This is a genomic window from Bradyrhizobium sp. USDA 4354, from assembly GCF_054060315.1.
In genome coordinates this window covers 7,008,021-7,025,492 of sequence record NZ_JBSSDC010000001.1, presented here as the reverse complement: position 1 = coordinate 7,025,492, position 17,472 = coordinate 7,008,021, and the positions used below count along the sequence as shown (strand labels likewise).

General features: G+C 64.5%; 15 protein-coding genes and 1 pseudogene. 11 read left to right on the top strand and 5 right to left on the bottom strand.

Annotated elements, in window-relative coordinates; genetic code table 11:
- Positions 1-38 precede the first annotated feature (38 nt).
- Positions 39-1,217 (top strand): IS481 family transposase, encoded by a 1,179-nt coding sequence (locus ACVIIV_RS32655; RefSeq protein WP_456743958.1) that lies wholly within the window; start codon positions 39-41, stop codon positions 1,215-1,217.
- A gap of 279 nt (positions 1,218-1,496) precedes the next feature.
- Here the strand turns inward: ACVIIV_RS32655 and ACVIIV_RS32650 are convergent, their stop codons facing one another.
- The 4 genes from ACVIIV_RS32650 to ACVIIV_RS32635 all read right to left on the bottom strand — a co-directional run bounded on the left by ACVIIV_RS32650 (position 1,497) and on the right by ACVIIV_RS32635 (position 5,930).
- Entirely contained in the window at positions 1,497-2,570 is a 1,074-nt protein-coding gene (locus ACVIIV_RS32650; RefSeq protein WP_456747851.1) for a malate/lactate/ureidoglycolate dehydrogenase, read from the bottom strand.
- A 148-nt stretch (positions 2,571-2,718) separates the two neighbouring features.
- Complete coding sequence (locus ACVIIV_RS32645; RefSeq protein WP_456747850.1) at positions 2,719-3,630, bottom strand: NAD(P)-dependent oxidoreductase; 912 nt, start codon at positions 3,628-3,630, stop codon at positions 2,719-2,721.
- A 12-nt stretch (positions 3,631-3,642) separates the two neighbouring features.
- Positions 3,643-4,893 carry an allantoate amidohydrolase gene (locus tag ACVIIV_RS32640; protein WP_456747849.1) on the bottom strand — a complete coding sequence of 417 codons (1,251 nt, stop codon included), beginning with the start codon at positions 4,891-4,893 and terminating at the stop codon, positions 3,643-3,645.
- Positions 4,894-5,012: 119 nt separating this feature from the next.
- Positions 5,013-5,930, bottom strand: coding sequence for a LysR family transcriptional regulator (locus ACVIIV_RS32635; RefSeq protein WP_456747848.1), 918 nt, complete (start codon positions 5,928-5,930; stop codon positions 5,013-5,015).
- 120 nt (positions 5,931-6,050) lie between these two features.
- On the opposite strand from ACVIIV_RS32635, the gene ACVIIV_RS32630 reads away from it, so the two are divergent.
- The 6 genes from ACVIIV_RS32630 to ACVIIV_RS32605 all read left to right on the top strand — a co-directional run bounded on the left by ACVIIV_RS32630 (position 6,051) and on the right by ACVIIV_RS32605 (position 11,645).
- Positions 6,051-6,866, top strand: a complete 816-nt coding sequence (locus ACVIIV_RS32630) for a putative hydro-lyase (RefSeq protein WP_456747847.1) — start codon at positions 6,051-6,053, stop codon at positions 6,864-6,866.
- 89 nt (positions 6,867-6,955) lie between these two features.
- On the top strand, positions 6,956-8,200 hold the full coding sequence (locus tag ACVIIV_RS32625; RefSeq protein ID WP_100230101.1) for an ABC transporter substrate-binding protein: 1,245 nt from the start codon (positions 6,956-6,958) through the stop codon (positions 8,198-8,200).
- A gap of 167 nt (positions 8,201-8,367) precedes the next feature.
- Positions 8,368-9,246 (top strand): branched-chain amino acid ABC transporter permease, encoded by an 879-nt coding sequence (locus ACVIIV_RS32620; RefSeq protein WP_456747846.1) that lies wholly within the window; start codon positions 8,368-8,370, stop codon positions 9,244-9,246.
- Positions 9,246-10,229 carry a branched-chain amino acid ABC transporter permease gene (locus ACVIIV_RS32615; RefSeq protein ID WP_456747845.1) on the top strand — a complete coding sequence of 328 codons (984 nt, stop codon included), beginning with the start codon at positions 9,246-9,248 and terminating at the stop codon, positions 10,227-10,229. Before ACVIIV_RS32620 ends, ACVIIV_RS32615 begins: the two co-directional genes overlap by 1 nt.
- Entirely contained in the window at positions 10,226-10,957 is a 732-nt protein-coding gene (locus tag ACVIIV_RS32610) for an ABC transporter ATP-binding protein (protein ID WP_456747844.1), read from the top strand. The genes ACVIIV_RS32615 and ACVIIV_RS32610 overlap by 4 nt, the downstream gene beginning before the upstream one ends.
- Entirely contained in the window at positions 10,941-11,645 is a 705-nt protein-coding gene (locus ACVIIV_RS32605) for an ABC transporter ATP-binding protein (protein ID WP_456747843.1), read from the top strand. Before ACVIIV_RS32610 ends, ACVIIV_RS32605 begins: the two co-directional genes overlap by 17 nt.
- Positions 11,646-11,785: 140 nt before the next feature.
- On the opposite strand, the gene otnC is transcribed toward ACVIIV_RS32605, so the two are convergent.
- The gene (otnC, locus tag ACVIIV_RS32600; protein WP_456747842.1) at positions 11,786-12,478 is read right to left on the bottom strand and encodes a 3-oxo-tetronate 4-phosphate decarboxylase; all 693 of its coding nucleotides are present in this window, start codon (positions 12,476-12,478) and stop codon (positions 11,786-11,788) included.
- 107 nt (positions 12,479-12,585) lie between these two features.
- On the opposite strand from otnC, the gene ltnD reads away from it, so the two are divergent.
- The 4 genes and pseudogenes from ltnD (at position 12,586) to ACVIIV_RS32580 (ending at position 17,439) form a co-directional block, all read left to right on the top strand.
- The gene (ltnD, locus tag ACVIIV_RS32595; RefSeq protein WP_456747841.1) at positions 12,586-13,503 is read left to right on the top strand and encodes an L-threonate dehydrogenase; all 918 of its coding nucleotides are present in this window, start codon (positions 12,586-12,588) and stop codon (positions 13,501-13,503) included.
- Positions 13,504-13,518: 15 nt separating this feature from the next.
- Positions 13,519-14,301 (top strand): 2-oxo-tetronate isomerase, encoded by a 783-nt coding sequence (gene otnI, locus ACVIIV_RS32590; RefSeq protein ID WP_456747840.1) that lies wholly within the window; start codon positions 13,519-13,521, stop codon positions 14,299-14,301.
- Positions 14,298-15,577 (top strand): annotated as a pseudogene (otnK, locus tag ACVIIV_RS32585) (3-oxo-tetronate kinase). The gene otnI and the pseudogene otnK overlap by 4 nt, the downstream one beginning before the upstream one ends.
- Before the next feature lie 170 nt (positions 15,578-15,747).
- Positions 15,748-17,439 (top strand): methyl-accepting chemotaxis protein, encoded by a 1,692-nt coding sequence (locus tag ACVIIV_RS32580; RefSeq protein WP_456748882.1) that lies wholly within the window; start codon positions 15,748-15,750, stop codon positions 17,437-17,439.
- Positions 17,440-17,472: the final 33 nt, after the last annotated feature.

The window sequence follows — 17,472 nt, the reverse complement described above, 5'->3', positions numbered from 1 at the left end:
GATGGGTAACAGTTCTCTATCGGCTGGAGGATCAGCCGATGCCTTGGCGAGAGAGCTGTGCAATGGACCAGCGGATTAGCTTCATATCGGAACAGCGAACCGGCTTGTGGACGATGACGGAGCTTTGCGAGCGATACGAGATCAGCCGCAAGACCGGTTACAAATGGCTGGATCGTTACCGGTTGGAGGGACCTGGAGGACTTGCCGATCGCTCCCACGCCGCGCGGGTGCATGGGCGAGCGACGCCGCAGCACATTGTGGATGCGATCGTTGGGCTGCGGCTCGAGCGGCCGAGCTGGGGACCGCGCAAGATCGTCAGCAAGCTTGAGGCTCGCCAAGGGGATGTCGATTGGCCGTCGGCCTCGACGGCGGGCGAGATTCTCAAGCGGGCGGGACTGGTCAGCAGCCGTCGGGTCCGGCGACGAGCGCCGCCGCGTATGGGACAACTGACGGTGCCGCAGCATGCCAACCATGTATGGGCTCTCGATCACAAGGGCTGGATCCGGCTGGGCGACGGATCTCGCGTTGAGCCCTTCACGGTGACCGATGGCTTCAGCCGCTATTTGATTAGCCTGGCGGCGACGGGCAGCACGCAATATGCCGAGTGCCAACCGCTGCTGGAGCGGGCGTTTCGCGAGCACGGCTTGCCGCAGATCATCCGTTCCGACAACGGCTCGCCGTTCGCCTCAACCGGAACCACCGGTCTGACGGCGCTGTCGGTATGGTGGATCAAGCTTGGCATCAGTCATGAACGAATTGATCCTGGCCATCCGCAGCAGAACGGCCGACACGAGCGTTTTCACCTCACGCTTCTGGAAGCCATGCGGCCACCGCCGCCGACCAAGACCGCGCAAGCCCGCCGGTTCGCAGCATTTGTGCGCGACTACAACGAAGAACGGCCGCACGAGGCACTTGGGCAGCGTCCACCTGCCAGCGCCTACCACGCTTCTCCTCGTGCGATGCCAAGTCGGCTTCCGGAGCCGGATTATCCGGTCGAAGCGGCGGTGCGCCAGGTTCGCTCCAATGGCGAGATCAAATGGCGCGGCGATCTCATCCATCTCTGCAGCGCTCTCGCTGGGGAAACCGTTGCCGTGGAGGAAGCCGCTGACGGGCAATGGCAAGTACGTTTCTTCAACGTGCCGATCGGCATCATCGACCAAAAAACATCAACGCTGCGGCGCTGCGCTAGCGCAGCGCCGCAGCGGACCGAACCATGAACGACTGTTACCCATCCATCCGGTCTGTTTTGTTACCCATCCATCCGCTGGACACGCCGCGCAGCGGCGAGACGGGTGAGGGGTCTGTCTCCGCAGATTCAGACCTAACACTTGCAGAAGCGCTTGCGGAGAGAACCCCTCATCCGGCGCCATAGCCGAAGCTTCGCTTCGGCGTTCTCTTAAGAACGGCGGCCGACGGCCGCCTACGCCACCTCCTCCCACAAGGGGAGAAGGGGGGCGCGCGGAATGGCTTTTCCAATCCCGCGCCGCAGACAGCGATCAGCCCACGATCTTCTCGATCGCCGCTCGGTCCAACCCGAATCGTTTCCCGGCATCCAGAATCTCCTGCCAGGTGTTCGGATCGACCGGAACACCTTCGGCCAGGCGCTTCTCCTTGGTCTCGCGCTCGGGCTCGCCGGCGATTCTGACCTTGTCGACGCCGGGGGCAGGCGGCGAGCCGGTGTGCCAGGCAACGAAGCTCTCGACTTCGCGCGCGAGATTCTCGCCGGTGCCGAGCTTGCTCGGATCGATGATGATGGAGAGCATGCCGTTGAGCACGCGGCGCTTGCCGTCGGCCGGACCTTTGACGACCTCGCCGCCCGACAGCGCGCCGCCGAGGATTTCACAGACCAGCGCGAGCCCCGAACCCTTGTGTTCGCCGAACGGCAGGATGGCGCCGTACGGGGCGATCACCGTGTAACGCGGGTTGGTCGTCGGCTTGCCCTCGCTGTCGATGATGGTGCCGGGCTCGAGCTCGATGCCCTTGTTGTGGGCCACGCGGGTCTTGCCCTGCGCAATCTTGCTGGTGGCGAAGTCGAGCACGATCGGCTCCTTGCCCTTGCGCGGGATGCCGACGCAGAACGGGTTGGTGCCGTGACGGGCATCGCTGCCGCCCCAGGGCGCCACGATCGGGCGCGAGATCACGTTGACGAAGTGGATCGACACCAGTCCGTGATCGATGCATTGCTCGGCCCAGTGGCCGATGCGGCCGATGTGATGCGAGTTGGAGAGGCCGACGACGCAGACGCCGCTGCGCTTGGCCCGCTCGGCGCCGAGCTCCATCGCTTCAAAGCCCATCACCTGGCCATAGCCGGTGAGGCCGTCGAGGGTGAGCAGGGGGCCCGTGTCCATCACGATCTTGACGTGCTGGTTGACGGCGAGGCCGCCCTCGGCAACTGCTTCGGCATAACGCGGGATCATGCCGACGCCGTGCGAGTCATGTCCCTTCAGATTTGCCTCGACGAGGTTGGTGGAGACAAGATCAGCTTCGCGATCCGTGGATCCCCCCGCCTTGGCAATGGCGCGGATGACGTCGGTGAGCGGCTGTGCCTTGATGGTGCGATAGTCGGCCATTGTTGTTGCTCTTATCCCTTCACGATTTGGCGGGGCGCGTAGGGTGGGTTAGCCGAAGGCGTAACCCACCGTTTCTGTCTCCGGGGAAACCAAAGAGGTGGGTTACGCCGAGCAGATGCACTTCGCGCATCTGCAGGGCTAACCCACCCTACAAATTCACGATCCGGCGGCAGTGGACCCAGGCCGCTTCAATCAGGTTCTCGCTCGCCTCTGGCGTGCGGAAGGCCGAATGCGCCGACAGCGTCACGTTCGGCAGTTTCGTCAGCGGATGATCGCCGGGCAGCGGCTCGACGTTGAACACATCGAGGCCGGCATGGCGAATGTGGCTGGACTTCAGTGCGTCGATCATGGCGGCCTCGTCGACAACAGCGGCGCGGGCGGTGTTGACGAGGACGACACCACGCTTCATCGCGAAAATCTTCTCGCGCGTGATCATGCCGCGGGTTTCGTCGTTGAGCAGCAGATGCAGCGAAACCACGTCGCTCCTTGCCAGCACCGTGTCGAGATCGGTGAACTCCACGCCAGGATAGCTCTTCGGCGAGCGGTTCCAGGCGATCACCTTCATGCCGCTGCCCGTGGCAATGCGCGCAACTTCCGCGGCGATTCCGCCGAAGCCGATCAGGCCGAGGGTCTTGCCGGTGAGCTGCATGCCGTCCTCGCGCAGCCAGTTTCCGGCCCGCATTTCGCGGTCCATCATCGCGATGACGCGGGCCGAGGCCCACATCAGCGCGATTGCGGATTCGGCGACCGCGGTGTCGCCATAGCCCTTGATCAGATGGACGGAGATGCCGAGCTCGGCGAGCTCCTCCGGGTTCATGTAGCTGCGTGCGCCGGTGCCGAGGAAGACGACGTGTTTGAGGCCCGCGCACTTCTTCGCGACCTCGGTCGGCAGCGCAGTGTGGTCGACGATCGCGATCTCGGCGCCGTCGAGAATCTCGGGATATTGCTCGGGCTTGATGTCAGGGTCCCTGTGGATCCGCACCTTGGGATCGCCGGGCTTCTCCAACCGCTCCATGATCGCGGCGAGGGCCTCATTTGCGTCGACGAAAACTCCGCGCATCGTTCTCTCCAGTCAGGATGCGACGCCGGCGATCGCCAGCACGGTATGCATGAGAACGTTAGTGCCCGCGGCGCAATCGCCTTGCGTGGCGTCCTCCAGCTCGTTGTGGCTGATGCCGTCCTTGCAGGGCACGAACACCATCGCCGCCGGCATGACAGTGTTGAGGTTGCAGGCGTCGTGGCCGGCGCCGGACGTGATGCGGCGCGAGGAATAGCCGAGCGTCTTCGCGGCGTTCTCGACTGCTGCGATCAGCTTCGGATCGAAATGCGTCGGCGGCTTGCGCCAGACCAGATCGATCTTGACTTCGACCTTGCGACGCGTGGCGATATCGGCGATCGCCGCGCGAAGATCGCGATCGAGCGCGTCCATGATGGTGCCATCGGCACTGCGGCAATCCATGGTGAAGGCGATCTCGCCGGGAATGACGTTGCGCGAGGGATTTGCGATCACGGCCTCGCCGATGGTGCCGACCGCGTTGGGCCCATGCTTCTTGGCAATGGCTTCCATCGCCAGCACGATCTCCGATAGCGTCGCCAGCGCATCGCGTCGCAACGGCATCGGGGTCGAACCCGCATGGCTCTCGAACCCGGAAATCTTTCCGTCGTACCAGAGCACGCCTTGGCCGGAATCGACCACGCCGATGGTCTTGCCTTCCGCTTCCAAAATCGGCCCCTGCTCGATGTGCAGCTCGACGAAACAGCCGAGCTTCTGGAAGCCGACCGGCTTGTCGCCGCGATAACCGATGCCGTCGAGCGCCTGACCGACGGTCGTGCCTTCGGCATCCTTGCGCGACAAAATGTCGTCGGTGGTGAAGTCGCCGACATAGGCGGCGGACGCCATCATCGCAGGTGCGAAGCGCGAGCCTTCCTCGTTGGTCCAGTTGACGACGCAGATCGGCGCCTCGGTCTCGATGCCGGCATCGTTCAGCGTCCGGATCACTTCCAGCGCGCCGAGCGTCCCCAAAATGCCGTCATACTTGCCGCCGGTCGGCTGGGTGTCGAGATGCGAGCCGATGCCGACGGGCGGCTTCGACATGTCACGTCCCTTGCGCAGGCCGAACATCGAGCCGAGCGCATCCACGTGAACTTCAAGTCCGGCGTCCTCGCACGCCTTGCGGAACCAGTCGCGTACCTGCTTGTCCTCGGTGCTGAGCGTGAGCCGCCGCACGCCGCCCTTGGCGGTCGCGCCGAATTGCGCGGTCTCGTGGATGGAGCCCCACAGGCGGGCGGAATCGATTTGCAGGTTCGTGGCGGCTCGGCTCATGCGTCTCTTCCATTGATCGCTGTCATTCCGGGGCGCCCAAAGGGCGAACCCGGAATCTCGAGATTCCGGGTTCTCGCTGCGCGAGCCCCGGAATGACGGTAGAAAACCCGGCGCCTTTTTCAATGACGCGCCTGTGCGGGCGCGTCAACCGCGAGGCTGCTCTGCGCAATCTGCCGTGCAAGCTCGGCGACGCGCTCCACGGCCACCACATCGGGCGAGGCGAGCCAGCTCGCCGTGAAGGTCAGCGGCGCGATCGCGAGATCGGTGTCGAGCAGTTGCAGCCGCCCGTCGGCGAGCTCGTTCTCGACGATGGCGTCGGGGATCACGGCGATGCCGAGCCCCTCGACCGCCATGTGGATGACGGTCGCTAGCGAGGCGGAGGCATGCAGGCGAATCGGGGGTAGCTCCGGCCGGTCGAACACCTCGCGCACGACCTCGTAAGGTTTGGTCTTGCGCGGGAAGGTGATGATCGGAAACCGCGCGAGCTCCGCCGGCGTCACGGGCCCCTTGCCGAGCCCCAGCGAGGGGCTTGCGAGGAAGCCGATCGGATAATCGGCGAGCACGCGATTGTGCACGCCGGAAGCGGACAACGGCCCGACGACGAAGGCGAGCTCGATCTCCTGCGCGAGCAGGCGCGCGGTGAGGTTCGGCGTGATGTCGACCTCGATTTCCAGCGACAGGTTCGGATAGACCTCGTTCACGCTCTTCACGAGCCGCGGCAGCCAGGTGTGCACAATGGTCTCGGCGACTCCGAGCCGCATCACGCCGCGCATCGCCGACCGGTCGCCGATCTCCGCCATCATCGCGGCGCGCAGGCCGATCAGCTTCTCGGCATAGACCATCATCTGCCGGCCGCTTGGTGTCGGTGAGGCGACGCGATGATCGCGGTTCAGGAGCCTCACGCCCATCTCGCGCTCGAGCTGCGCGATGCGCTGGGAGATCGCCGGCTGGGTGGTGTTGAGCCTTTGCGCGGCGCCACGGAAGCTGCCGAGCTTCACAACCCAGAGGAACGTCTCGATCGATCTGAAGTCCAGCATTGGAAGGATTTTCCCAATCGATAAATCAGATTTATCGAGATTGATTAGAAACGACGATTAGACTTTATAGCACGCTTGGTGTTGGCTTGTCTTTGTCGAGTTTATAGGCAGGTCGATCACATGACTGTTTTGGTGGCAGCGCAGCAAGCTGAAACGCCCGACACCCTTCCGAGCCGCAAGGCCCGGCTCGCCTACCGCGAGGGGCTGGTCGCCTCCACCGCCGGCGTCGCCCCCGGTTTCGTCCAGGGCAATCTGGCGATCCTGCCGGCGGAATATGCCGGCGCCTTCCACCGCTTTTGTCAGCTCAATCCGAAGCCGTGCCCGATCATCGGCATGTCCGACGTCGGCAGTCCGCATCTCCCCTCGCTCGGCGCCGATCTCGACATCCGCACCGACGTGCCGCGCTACCGTGTCTGGCGCGACGGCGAGGTCGTCGACGAGCCGACCGACGTGAAGAGCTACTGGCGCGACGATCTCGTCACCTTCGTGCTCGGCTGCTCGTTCTCATTCGAGGAGGCGCTGCTCGAGGAGGGCATGCCGATCCGCCACATCGAGAAGAACGTGCGGGTGCCGATGTATCGCACCAACATCGCCTGCGGCGAGGCCGGCCCGTTCGCTGGTCCCATGGTGGTGTCGATGCGCCCGTTCAAGCCGGCGGATGCGATCCGCGCGGTGCAGATCACCTCGCGCTATCCCGCCGTGCATGGCGCGCCCGTGCATCTCGGCCATCCACACCTGATCGGCATCAAGGACATTGCGAAGCCCGACTACGGCGATCCGGTGCCCGTGGCCGACGACGAGATTCCGGTGTTCTGGGCCTGCGGGGTGACGCCGCAATCGGTGATCAACGCCGCGAAACTCCCGTTCGCGATCACGCATTCGCCCGGCTTGATGCTGGTGACGGATCTGAAGAACAAAAACATGGCCGTGATTTAGTGGGCAGCATCTGCTGCTTCTTCAGGCTTTACCGCATCCACCAATCACTTCATTCGATCAGCCGAAATTCAGTAACAGGGGACTTTGCCATGACGATCACTCGCCGCGACGTGTTGTTGGGGGCCACCGCCACTGCCGCTCTCGTGCCGCTGGCAGCGCGCGCACAGACGTCGGAAGTCGTGATCGGCGTGATCTATCCGTTCTCCGGCGGCAGCGCGCAGCAGGGCGTCGACGCGCAGAAGGCCTATGAGACCGCGCTCGAAGTCATCAACAAGGACACCGATTTCGACCTGCCGCTGGCCAAGGGCGAAGGCCTGCCGGGTCTCGGTGGCGCCAAGATCCGTCTCGTGTTTGCCGACCATCAGGCCGATCCGCAGAAGGGCCGCGCCGAGGCCGAGCGCCTGATCACGCAGGAGAAGGTCTGCGCCATCATCGGCACTTACCAGAGCGCCGTCGCCGTCACCGTCAGCCAGATCTGCGAGCGCTATCAGGTCCCGTTCGTTTCCGCCGACAACTCTTCGCCGAGCCTGCATCGACGCGGCCTGAAGTATTACTTCCGCGCCGCGCCGCATGACGAGATGTACTCGGCCGCGATGTTCGACTTCTTCGACGCCATGAAGAAGAAGGGCACCAAGATCGAGACGCTGTCGCTGTTCCACGAGGACACCATCTTCGGCACCGACTCCGGCAATGCCCAGACCAAGATCGCCGGTGAGCGCGGCTACAAGATCGTCACCGACATCAAGTATCGCGCCAACTCGCCCTCGCTCTCGGCCGAGGTGCAGCAGCTCAAGACCGCCAATGCCGACGTGCTGATGCCGTCGAGCTACACCACCGACGGCATCCTGCTGGTCAAGACCATGGCCGAACTCGGCTACAAGCCGAATGCTATCGTGGCGCAGGACGCGGGCTTCTCCGAGAAGGCGCTCTATGATGCCGTCGGCGACAAGCTCGAAGGCGTGATCTCGCGCGGCACCTTCTCGCTCGACCTCGCGCAGAAGCGCCCGATGGTCGGCAAGATCAACGAGATGTTCAAGTCGCGCTCGGGCAAGGATTTCAACGACCTCACCTCGCGCCAGTTCATGGGCCTCATCATCCTCGCCGATGCCATCAGCCGCGCCAAGTCGACCGACGGCGAGAAGATCCGCGATGCCCTGGCGGCAACCGACATCCCGGGCGAGAAGACCATCATGCCCTGGAAGCGGGTCAAGTTCGACGAGATGGGCCAGAACAACGACGCCGATCCGGTGCTCTTGCAATATGTCGGCGGCAAGTTCGTCACTATCTTCCCGCCGCAAGCCGCGATCGCCGAGGCGATCTGGCCGATGAAGTAAGAACTGCGGGGGGCAGCGGAGCAAATCGAGATCGTCGCACGGGCCTCGTCATTGCGAGGAGCGAAGCGACGAAGCAATCCAGACTATTGCCGCGGAGGCGTTCTGGATTGCTTCGCTTCGCTCGCAATGACGGAGCAAACGATGACGTTTCGAACGGGGGACCAGAGTTGACAGCCCAAGCCATTATCCAAAGTCTCGCGAGCGGCCTGCTCATGGGCCTGCTCTACGGACTGATCGCAGTCGGCCTAGCGCTGATCTTCGGCCTGATGGACGTCACGAATTTCGCCCACGGCGAGTTCCTGATGATCGCGATGTACCTGTCCTTCTTCCTGTTCGCGTTCTTCGCGATCGATCCCTTGCTGTCGGCGCCGCTGGTCGCCGCGGCGTTGTTCATATTCGGAGCGGTCGTCTATCTACTCCTTGTTCGCTTCGCGATGCGGGCGAAGGCCAATGCCGGCATGGTGCAGATCTTCACCACCTTCGGCCTTGCCATCGTGATGCGCGGCCTCGCGCAGTACTTCTTCACGCCGGACTATCGCAGCATTCCGCAGTCCTGGCTCGGCGGCAAGACCATCTCGTTTGCCGGCATCTTCCTGCCGGAACCGCAGCTGGTCGGCGCGCTGGTCTCGATTGCCGCGTTCGCCGGTCTCTACTTCTTCATCCACCGCACGGACTTCGGCCGCGCGATCGAAGCCACCCGCGAAGATCCCGGCGCAGTCGCGCTCGTCGGCATCGACAAGAACCGAGTGTTCGCGTTCGGCTGGGGCCTTGGCGCCGCGCTGGTCGGCCTCGCCGGCGCGATCATGGCGGTGTTCTTCTACATCTATCCCGATGTCGGCGCGTCCTTTGCGCTGATCGCCTACGTGACCGTGGCGCTCGGCGGCTTCGGCAGCGTGTTCGGCGCCTTCGCCGGCGGCATCATCGTCGGTCTCGTCGAAGCGGTCACCGCGCTGGTGCTGCCGCCGTCGCTGAAATCGGTCGGCATCTACGCGGTCTATCTGCTGGTCGTCTTCATCCGGCCGCGCGGCCTGTTCGGATCGATGTGATGGACAAGGATTTTGCAGCGCGGCGCCGCCGCGACCTCATCATCGCCGCGGTACTCGCCGTGATTGCGGCGCTGACGCCATTGTTCGTGAAGGATGTCGTCGTCCAGAACATCCTGATCCTGACGCTGATGTATGCGGGACTGTCGCAGAGCTGGAACATCTTGTCCGGCTATTGCGGGCAGATCTCGCTCGGGCACGCGCTGTATTTCGGCCTGGGTGCCTACACCACCGAGCTGCTGTTCACGAAGTTCGGCGTGCTGCCCTGGTTCGGCATGCTGGCGGGCGGGGTGGTGTCTGCGTTGATCGCGATGGGGCTCGGCTATCCCTTCTTCCGCCTGCGTGGCCATTACTTCGTGATCGCCACCATCGTCATCGCCGAAATCGGGTTGCTTCTGTTCCACAACTGGGAATGGGCAGGCGCCGCGATGGGTATCACCATTCCGATCCGCGGCGACAGCTGGCTGAAATTCCAGTTCCTGCGCACCAAGCTGCCGTACTTCTATTTCGCGCTGGCGCTGTGCTGCCTCGCCTGGTTCGTGACCTGGTGGCTGGAAAACTCCAAATGGGGATTTTGGTGGCGTGCGGTCAAGGACAATCCGGAGGCGGCCGAGAGCCTCGGCGTCGACGTGTTCAATTCCAAGATGGGTGCGGCCGCGGTCTCCGCTTTCCTGGTTGCCATCGGCGGCAGCTTCTACGCTCAGTTCGTCTCATACATCGATCCCGAAAGCGTCATGGGCTTTCAGTTTTCGCTACTGATGGCGCTGCCCGCCGTGCTTGGCGGCATCGGCACCCTGTGGGGGCCGGTACTCGGCGCGGCCATCCTGATTCCGTTGACTGAGCTGACGCGCTTCAAGTTCGGCGGCTCGGGGCGCGGTGTCGACCTCATTGTCTACGGCACGCTGATCGTTCTGATCTCGCTGGCCTTGCCCCGGGGGCTGCTGAGCCTGTTTTCACGCGCGAAGAAGACGGGAGTTGCCCGATGAGCGCGCTCCTTGAAACCCGTGGTGTCTGGCAGCGCTTCGGCGGCCTCGTCGCCAACAGCGACGTCTCGATCTCGGTCGGGCGCGGCGAGATCGTTGGCCTGATCGGCCCGAACGGCGCCGGCAAATCGACGCTGTTCAATCTCATCGCCGGCGTGCTGCCGCCGACGCAAGGCTCGATCTGGTTCGACGGCGAGGATGTCACCCGCATGCCGGCGGCCGAGCGTTGCCAGCGCGGCGTCGGGCGCACCTTCCAGGTGGTGAAGAGCTTTGAGACCATGACCGTCATCGACAACGTCATCGTCGGTGCGCTCGTGCGCAACACCGTGATGCGCGAGGCGCGCCGCAAGGCGCATGAGGTGCTCGAGTTCACCGGCCTTGCCGCGCGCGCCGACGTGCTCGCAAGCGACCTCGTGCCGGCCGAGAAGCGCCGCCTCGAAGTCGCGCGCGCGCTCGCGACCGAACCGAAGCTGCTGCTGCTCGACGAAGTCCTCACCGGCCTCACGCCGACCGAGGCGCAGACCGGCGTAGCGCTGGTGCGCAAGGTGCGCGATGCCGGCATCACCGTGCTGATGGTGGAGCACGTCATGGAGATCGTAATGCCGCTGGTGGACCGCGCCATCGTGCTCGACCTCGGCAAGGTGCTGGTCGAAGGCAAGCCCGCCGATGTCGTCCGCGATCCCAAGGTGATCAAGGCATATCTGGGAGATCGTCATGCTGTCAGTGCGTGAAGTCACGACCGCCTATCAGGGCCTGGTCGCGATCTCCGCGGTCTCGATCGAGGTCCAGAAGGGCGAGATCGTCTGCGTCGCCGGCGCCAACGGCGCAGGCAAGTCGACGCTGCTGAAATCCATCGCCGGCGCCGAACGGCCCCGGTCGGGCACGGTGACATTCGACGGCAAGCGCCTCGACGGCATGGCGCAGCATCACATCACCGCCACCGGCATTGCCTATGTGCCGGAGAACCGCCGATTGTTTCCGCGCCTGTCGGTGCGCGACAATCTTCGTCTCGGCAGCTATCTCTATCGGGGCGAAGCGAACCGCGAAGAGCCGCTCGACCTCGTTTTCAAGCTCTTCCCGCGCCTTCAGGAGCGTTTGGAGCAGCGCGCCGAAACCCTCTCCGGCGGCGAGCAGCAGATGCTCGCGATCGGCCGTGCGCTGATGACGCGGCCGCGGCTGTTGATGCTGGACGAGCCGTCGCAGGGCATCATGCCGAAGCTGGTCGACGAGATCTTCCAAGCCGTGAAGCGCATCCGCGACGCCGGCATGACCGTGCTGATCGTCGAGCAGCGCATGGCCGAGTGTCTGGAGATCGCCGACCGCGCCTACATCCTGCAAACCGGCCGCGTGCTGATGCAGGGCCCGTCCGTGGAGATCAAGGGCAATCCGGACGTGAGGAAGGCGTATCTGGGGCTGTAGCTGCGGCGATTGTTCCCAAAATCGCAACCGTCATCCTGAGGTGCGCGCTCTTGCGCGCCTCGAAGGATGAGCCGCGAGCGCCCGTAGCCCATCCTTCGAGGCTTCACCTTGCGATGCGAACGCATCGCAAGGCTCGCACCTCAGGATGACGGCGGTGTGTGTGGCGAATGCCCATGCTCCGGCAGCGAGACCCCGTACACCCTCACCAGATCCGTCACCTGCTCCGGCGACAAGTACCGCGGGTTCATCCCCCGTAGCAGGAGGTACAGCTTCGCGGTCTCTTCCAGCTCCTCCGTCGCGAATACCGCGGCTTCCAGCGTGTCGCCGGCAACGACTGGGCCATGATTGGCGAGCAGCACGGATGAATATTTCCCCGCCAGCCCCTTGATCGCATCGGCAACCGCGGGATCGCCGGGGCGGTAATAGGGCACGAGCGCGGTGGCGCCGCATTTCATCAGGTAATAGGCCGTCATCGGCGGCAGCGCGGCACGCGGGTCGATCTCGGGGAGCATCGAGAGCGCGACCGAATGGGTGGAGTGGAGATGCACGATCGCACGCGCACTGCCGCGCGTGTCGTAAAGCGCCGTGTGCAGCGGAACTTCCTTGGTCGGCGCGTCGCCCGACACCAGCTGGCCCTGCTCGTCCAGCCGTGACAGTTTTGCGGGATCAAGGAAGCCGAGCGAGGCATTGGTCGGCGTCACCAGCCAGCCGCCATCGTCCATCTTGACGCTGATATTGCCGGAGGATCCCGGCGTCAGCCCGCGCTCGAACAGGGACCGTCCGAAGCGGCAAATATCCTCACGCAGCAATGTCTCGTTGTTCATGGCCGTCATGCCTGCTTGTCTCACGCTTTGGCAGCGCGGCCAAGCCGTGTTATTTCGGTTGCCAAGCTGCCGCAAAGGGCGGCTATTTGGGAAACGCTCGCAAGGGTCAGTTGCATATGTCCGCCTCCACGTCACAAAATCAGCGTATCGCCGTCGTCGGGCTCGGCTCGATGGGGTTTGGCATGGCGACCTCGCTGAGGCGCGCCGGCCATGCCGTCACCGGCTGCGACGTTTCGGCCGATGCCGTCGCGCGTTTCGTGCAGGACGGTGGCGCGGGGGCCAGGACGCCGGCCGAAGCGGCCAAGGATGCCGATATCGTCGTCAGCGTCGTGGTCAACGCCGCCCAGACCGAGACCATCCTGTTCGGCAAGGATGGTGCCGCCGAGACCATGCCGAAGGACAGCGTCTTCATCTCCTCCGCGACCATGGACCCGGATGTCGCGCGGCGCCTGGCCAAGCAGCTGGAGGCGACCGGCCGGCACTATCTGGATGCGCCGATCTCCGGCGGGGCGCAGCGCGCCGCGCAGGGCGAGCTGACGATCCTCGCCTCCGGCAGTCCCGCCGCCTTTGGCAAGGCGCGGCCCGCGCTCGATGCCATGGCGGCAAAGCTCTACGAGCTCGGTGACGCCGCCGGGCAGGGCGCGGCGTTCAAGATGATCAATCAATTGCTCGCCGGCGTGCATATTGCCGCCGCCAGCGAGGCGATGGCGTTCGCGGCAAAGCAGGGCCTCGACATCCGCAAGGTCTATGAGGTGATCACGGCCTCCGCTGGCAATTCCTGGATGTTCGAGAACCGCATGCCGCATGTGCTCGACGGCGATTACACCCCGCGAAGCGCGGTGGAGATCTTCGTCAAGGACCTCGGCATCATTCAGGACATGGCGCGCAGCGCCCGATTCCCGGTGCCGGTCTCCGCCGCCGCGCTCCAGATGTTCCTGATGACATCAGCCGCCGGCATGGGCCGCGACGACGACGCCTCGGTCGCGCGCATGTACGCGCAGGTCACCGGCGTCAAGCTTCCCGGCGACAAGTAAGCAAGAGGAACTCTGATGCCCCGTTTTGCCGCCAATCTCTCGATGATGTTCACCGAGGCGCCGTTCCTCGACCGTTTCGACGCCGCCGCGCAAGCTGGCTTCACCGCCGTCGAGTTTCTCTTTCCCTACGAGCATCCGGCGGAAGCAGTCGGCGAGCGGCTCAAGCGCAACGGCCTGACCCAGGCACTGTTCAATCTGCCGCCGGGTGATTGGAACGCCGGCGAGAAGGGCTTTGCGGCGCTTCCCGCGCGATTTTCCGATCTCAAGGCGAGCCTGGAGACCGCCGTGCCTTACGCCAGGGCGACGGGCGTCAAGCGCCTGCACCTGATGGCCGGCATCGCCAACCGCGGCGAGCGCGTCGCGATCGAGGCGTTCTACAAATCGGTGGCCTGGGCTGCGGAGTTCTTCGCACCCCACGGCATTGATGTCGTGATCGAGCCGATCAATGCGCGCAACGTGCCCGGCTATTTCCTCAATGATTTCGGCTTTGCGCGCGACCTGATTCAGGAGCTGCGACTTCCGAACCTCAAGCTCCAGTTCGACATCTACCATTGCCAGATCATCCATGGCGACGTCACCATGCGGCTGCGCGAGATGATGCCGATCATCGGCCACATCCAGATCGCCAGCATTCCCTCGCGCAACGAGCCTGACGGCGAGGAGCTGAACTATCCGTTCCTGTTCGAAGAGCTCGACCGGCTCGGCTATGCCGGCTTCGTCGGCTGCGAATACAATCCGCGCGGCAAGACCACCGACGGCCTTGCCTGGTTCAAGCCTTATGCTGGAGTGAAGTCGTGACACTTGCGTTGGGCTGCATCGCCGACGACTATACCGGCGCCTCCGACCTCGCCAACACGCTGACGCGCGCGGGCCTGCGCACTGTGCAGACCATCGGTATACCTGCCGACGATCTGGCGCTGCCCGAGGTCGATGCCGTCGTGGTGTCGCTGAAGAGCCGGTCGATCGAGGCCGGCCTTGCCGTGTCCCGCTCGCGCGCAGCGGACAAATGGCTGCGCGGCCGCGCGGCGCGGGTCACGTGCTGTTCAAGATCTGCTCGACCTTCGATTCCACCGACGACGGCAATATCGGCCCGGTGATGGATGCGCTGCGCGCCGATTGCGGCGAAGGCGCCGTTCTGGTGACGCCGGCGTTCCCGGAGACCGGCCGTACCGTCTACCAGGGCAATCTGTTCGTCGGTGCCGTGCCCCTCAATGAGAGCCCGCTGAAGGACCATCCGCTCAACCCGATGCATGATTCCAACCTGGTGCGCGTGCTGGCGCGTCAGAGCAGGACGCAGATCGGCCTCGTCGATCTCGCCACGGTCACGCGCGGCGCCGATGCAGTCCGGGCGCGGCTGGCCGAGCTCGCGGGCAAGGGCATCGGTGCCGCGATCATCGACGCCGTATTCGACCGCGACCTCGAGACCATCGGGCTCGTGGCCGCCGAACGCCTTCTGTCGGTCGGCGCGTCCGGTATGGGCCTGGGGCTTGCGCGCGCGCTGGTGTCGACGGGCAAGGTCAAGCCGGCTGCCGCGAGCAGCGAGGCCGGAGCTGCCGTCGGCGGACCAGCAGCGTGTCTTGCCGGAAGCTGCTCACAGGCCACGCTTCAGCAGATCGCCAACGCCGAGCGCATCATGCCGGTGTTTCATCTCGATCAGGACCGTATTATTACGGGAGCGAACGAAGTGGGGCGGGCGCTCGACTGGGCAAGGCCGCGACTTGCCGACGGCCCGGTGCTGATCGCCTCGAGCGCCAAGCCCGATGAAGTCGCTGCATTGCAGGCCCGCCACGGCCGCGATGCCGCGGGGCACGCCATCGAGCAGGCCATGGCCGATATCGCCGAAAGGCTCGTGAAAACGGGCGTTCGGCGGCTCATCGTCGCCGGTGGCGAGACATCCGGCGCGGTGGTCGATCGCCTCGGAATTCCTGGCTTCCTTGTCGGCGCGGAGATTGCTGCGGGAGTCCCGGTGCTGCGCGCCGTTGGCGCTGACGCAGGCGACATGCTGCTCGCGTTGAAGTCTGGAAACTTCGGCGGTCCCGACTTCTTCTCGGATGCGCTGAGTCTCATGCGCTGAACGCAGGGCCTCCTTAGGTCCCTGTTCATTTCTTTAGGTTTCCGTACTCATACGGAGTCGTCGTCAACGTCCGCGCAGATGGTCTGCTGTTTGATGTCGGTGCTGCTCCCCTTTGGTTGATTCCTATAGCTTCCGACGCGCGCCCGCGCCAGCACAACGAGACCCCGATGATGTTTGCCAGGCTTTCCATCCGCGCCAAGATCATCGGTGTCGTGGCGGTCCTGCTGGTCGCCATGACCGGCATGGGCCTGCTCGCCGTCATGAAGATGCGGTCGACCAACGCCAGCACGGTCGACATCGCGACGAGCTGGATGCTGAGTGTTCGTGTGTTGGGCGATCTTCGCGCTGCCGTGATCACTTATCGCAACGTGGTTCGCGAGCACATGCTGTCCGAGACGCTGGACGACAAGTTGGCGGCCGAACAGACTGCGGCGGCCGTGACCGAAATGCTGGCCAAGTCCCGGAAGGATTACGAGCCGATGATCGCTTCGCCGGAGGAGCGGGCGCTCTATACCGAATGGTCGAAGCTGTGGGCCGAGTACCAGAAGGGCGCCGAAGAGGTCATAGAACTGTCACGTATGTCGGCAGGCAAGATTCCGCACGCAGCGCACGAGCTGAATACCAAGACGGTCAACAAGATCGGCCAGAAATCCGACGAGGTCCTGGCCAAGAATATCGAGCTCAACACCAAGGGCGGCGACAAGGCTGCTCGGGACGCGGCCGACGGCTATGCCTTCGCGTTCATGCTGGTTTCGGTCATTCTCGGCACCGCTGTCGTGATCGGCATTGGTCTCAGCTTCTATCTCATCCGTGACGTCTCCAACGGTATCAATTCGATCACAGTGCCGATGCAGGCACTCGGCAAGGGCGACCTCTCCGCCGAAGTCCCGCATCGCGGCGAGAAGACTGAGATCGGCGCCATGGCCGACGTGCTCCAGATCTTCAAGGAGGCGCTGATCGCCAAGAAGGCCGCGGACGAAGCCGCCGCGGCCGATGCCGAGGCCAAGATCGAGCGCGGCCGCCGCGTCGACGACATCACCCGCGAATTCGAAACGATGATCGGCGAGATCGTCCAGACCGTGTCGTCGGCCTCGACCCAGCTCGAATCCTCCGCCTCGACGCTGACCGCGACCGCCGACCGCTCGCAGCGGCTCGCGACCACGGTTGCCGGCGCTTCGGAGGAAGCCTCTACCAACGTGCAATCGGTAGCCTCGGCGACGGAGGAGATGGCCTCGTCGGTCGGCGAGATCAGCCGTCAGGTGCAGGAATCGGCGCGGATGGCGGGCGATGCCGTCGGCCAGGCGCGTGCCACCACCGAGCGCGTCAGCGAACTTTCCAAGGCCGCCTCGCGCATCGGCGATGTCGTCGAGCTGATCAACACCATCGCGGGCCAGACCAATCTCCTTGCTCTGAATGCCACCATCGAGGCGGCGCGCGCGGGCGAGGCCGGCCGTGGCTTCGCTGTCGTCGCCTCGGAGGTGAAGGCGCTGGCCGAGCAGACCGCGAAGGCAACCGGCGAGATCGGCCAGCAGATCTCCGGCATCCAGGCGGCGACCAATGACTCGGTCGGCGCGATCAAGGAGATCTCCTCGACCATCGAGCGTCTGTCGGAAATCTCGTCGGCCATCGCGGCGGCGGTGGAAGAGCAGGGCGCGGCGACGCAGGAGATCGCCCGCAACGTGCAGCAGGCGGCGCAGGGCACCCAGCAGGTCTCCTCGAACATCACCGACGTTCAGCGCGGCGCGACCGAGACCGGCACGGCGTCCTCGCAGGTGCTGTCGGCGGCGCAGATGCTGTCGAACGATTCCGGCCGGCTGAAGAGCGAGGTCAGCAAGTTCCTGACCAACGTCCGCGCCGCATAATCCTGCGCCCGACCAAAAACGACGAGCGGCGCC

Coding starts and splice junctions, on each gene's coding strand:
- ACVIIV_RS32655 (WP_456743958.1), top strand. CDS start 39: ATGCCTTGGCGAGAGAGCTGTGCAATGGACCAGCGGATTAGCTTCATA.
- ACVIIV_RS32650 (WP_456747851.1), bottom strand. CDS start 2,570: ATGGCCGACTATCGCACCATCAAGGCACAGCCGCTCACCGACGTCATC.
- ACVIIV_RS32645 (WP_456747850.1), bottom strand. CDS start 3,630: ATGCGCGGAGTTTTCGTCGACGCAAATGAGGCCCTCGCCGCGATCATG.
- ACVIIV_RS32640 (WP_456747849.1), bottom strand. CDS start 4,893: ATGAGCCGAGCCGCCACGAACCTGCAAATCGATTCCGCCCGCCTGTGG.
- ACVIIV_RS32635 (WP_456747848.1), bottom strand. CDS start 5,930: ATGCTGGACTTCAGATCGATCGAGACGTTCCTCTGGGTTGTGAAGCTC.
- ACVIIV_RS32630 (WP_456747847.1), top strand. CDS start 6,051: ATGACTGTTTTGGTGGCAGCGCAGCAAGCTGAAACGCCCGACACCCTT.
- ACVIIV_RS32625 (WP_100230101.1), top strand. CDS start 6,956: ATGACGATCACTCGCCGCGACGTGTTGTTGGGGGCCACCGCCACTGCC.
- ACVIIV_RS32615 (WP_456747845.1), top strand. CDS start 9,246: ATGGACAAGGATTTTGCAGCGCGGCGCCGCCGCGACCTCATCATCGCC.
- ACVIIV_RS32610 (WP_456747844.1), top strand. CDS start 10,226: ATGAGCGCGCTCCTTGAAACCCGTGGTGTCTGGCAGCGCTTCGGCGGC.
- ACVIIV_RS32605 (WP_456747843.1), top strand. CDS start 10,941: ATGCTGTCAGTGCGTGAAGTCACGACCGCCTATCAGGGCCTGGTCGCG.
- otnC (WP_456747842.1), bottom strand. CDS start 12,478: ATGACGGCCATGAACAACGAGACATTGCTGCGTGAGGATATTTGCCGC.
- ltnD (WP_456747841.1), top strand. CDS start 12,586: ATGTCCGCCTCCACGTCACAAAATCAGCGTATCGCCGTCGTCGGGCTC.
- otnI (WP_456747840.1), top strand. CDS start 13,519: ATGCCCCGTTTTGCCGCCAATCTCTCGATGATGTTCACCGAGGCGCCG.
- ACVIIV_RS32580 (WP_456748882.1), top strand. CDS start 15,748: ATGTTTGCCAGGCTTTCCATCCGCGCCAAGATCATCGGTGTCGTGGCG.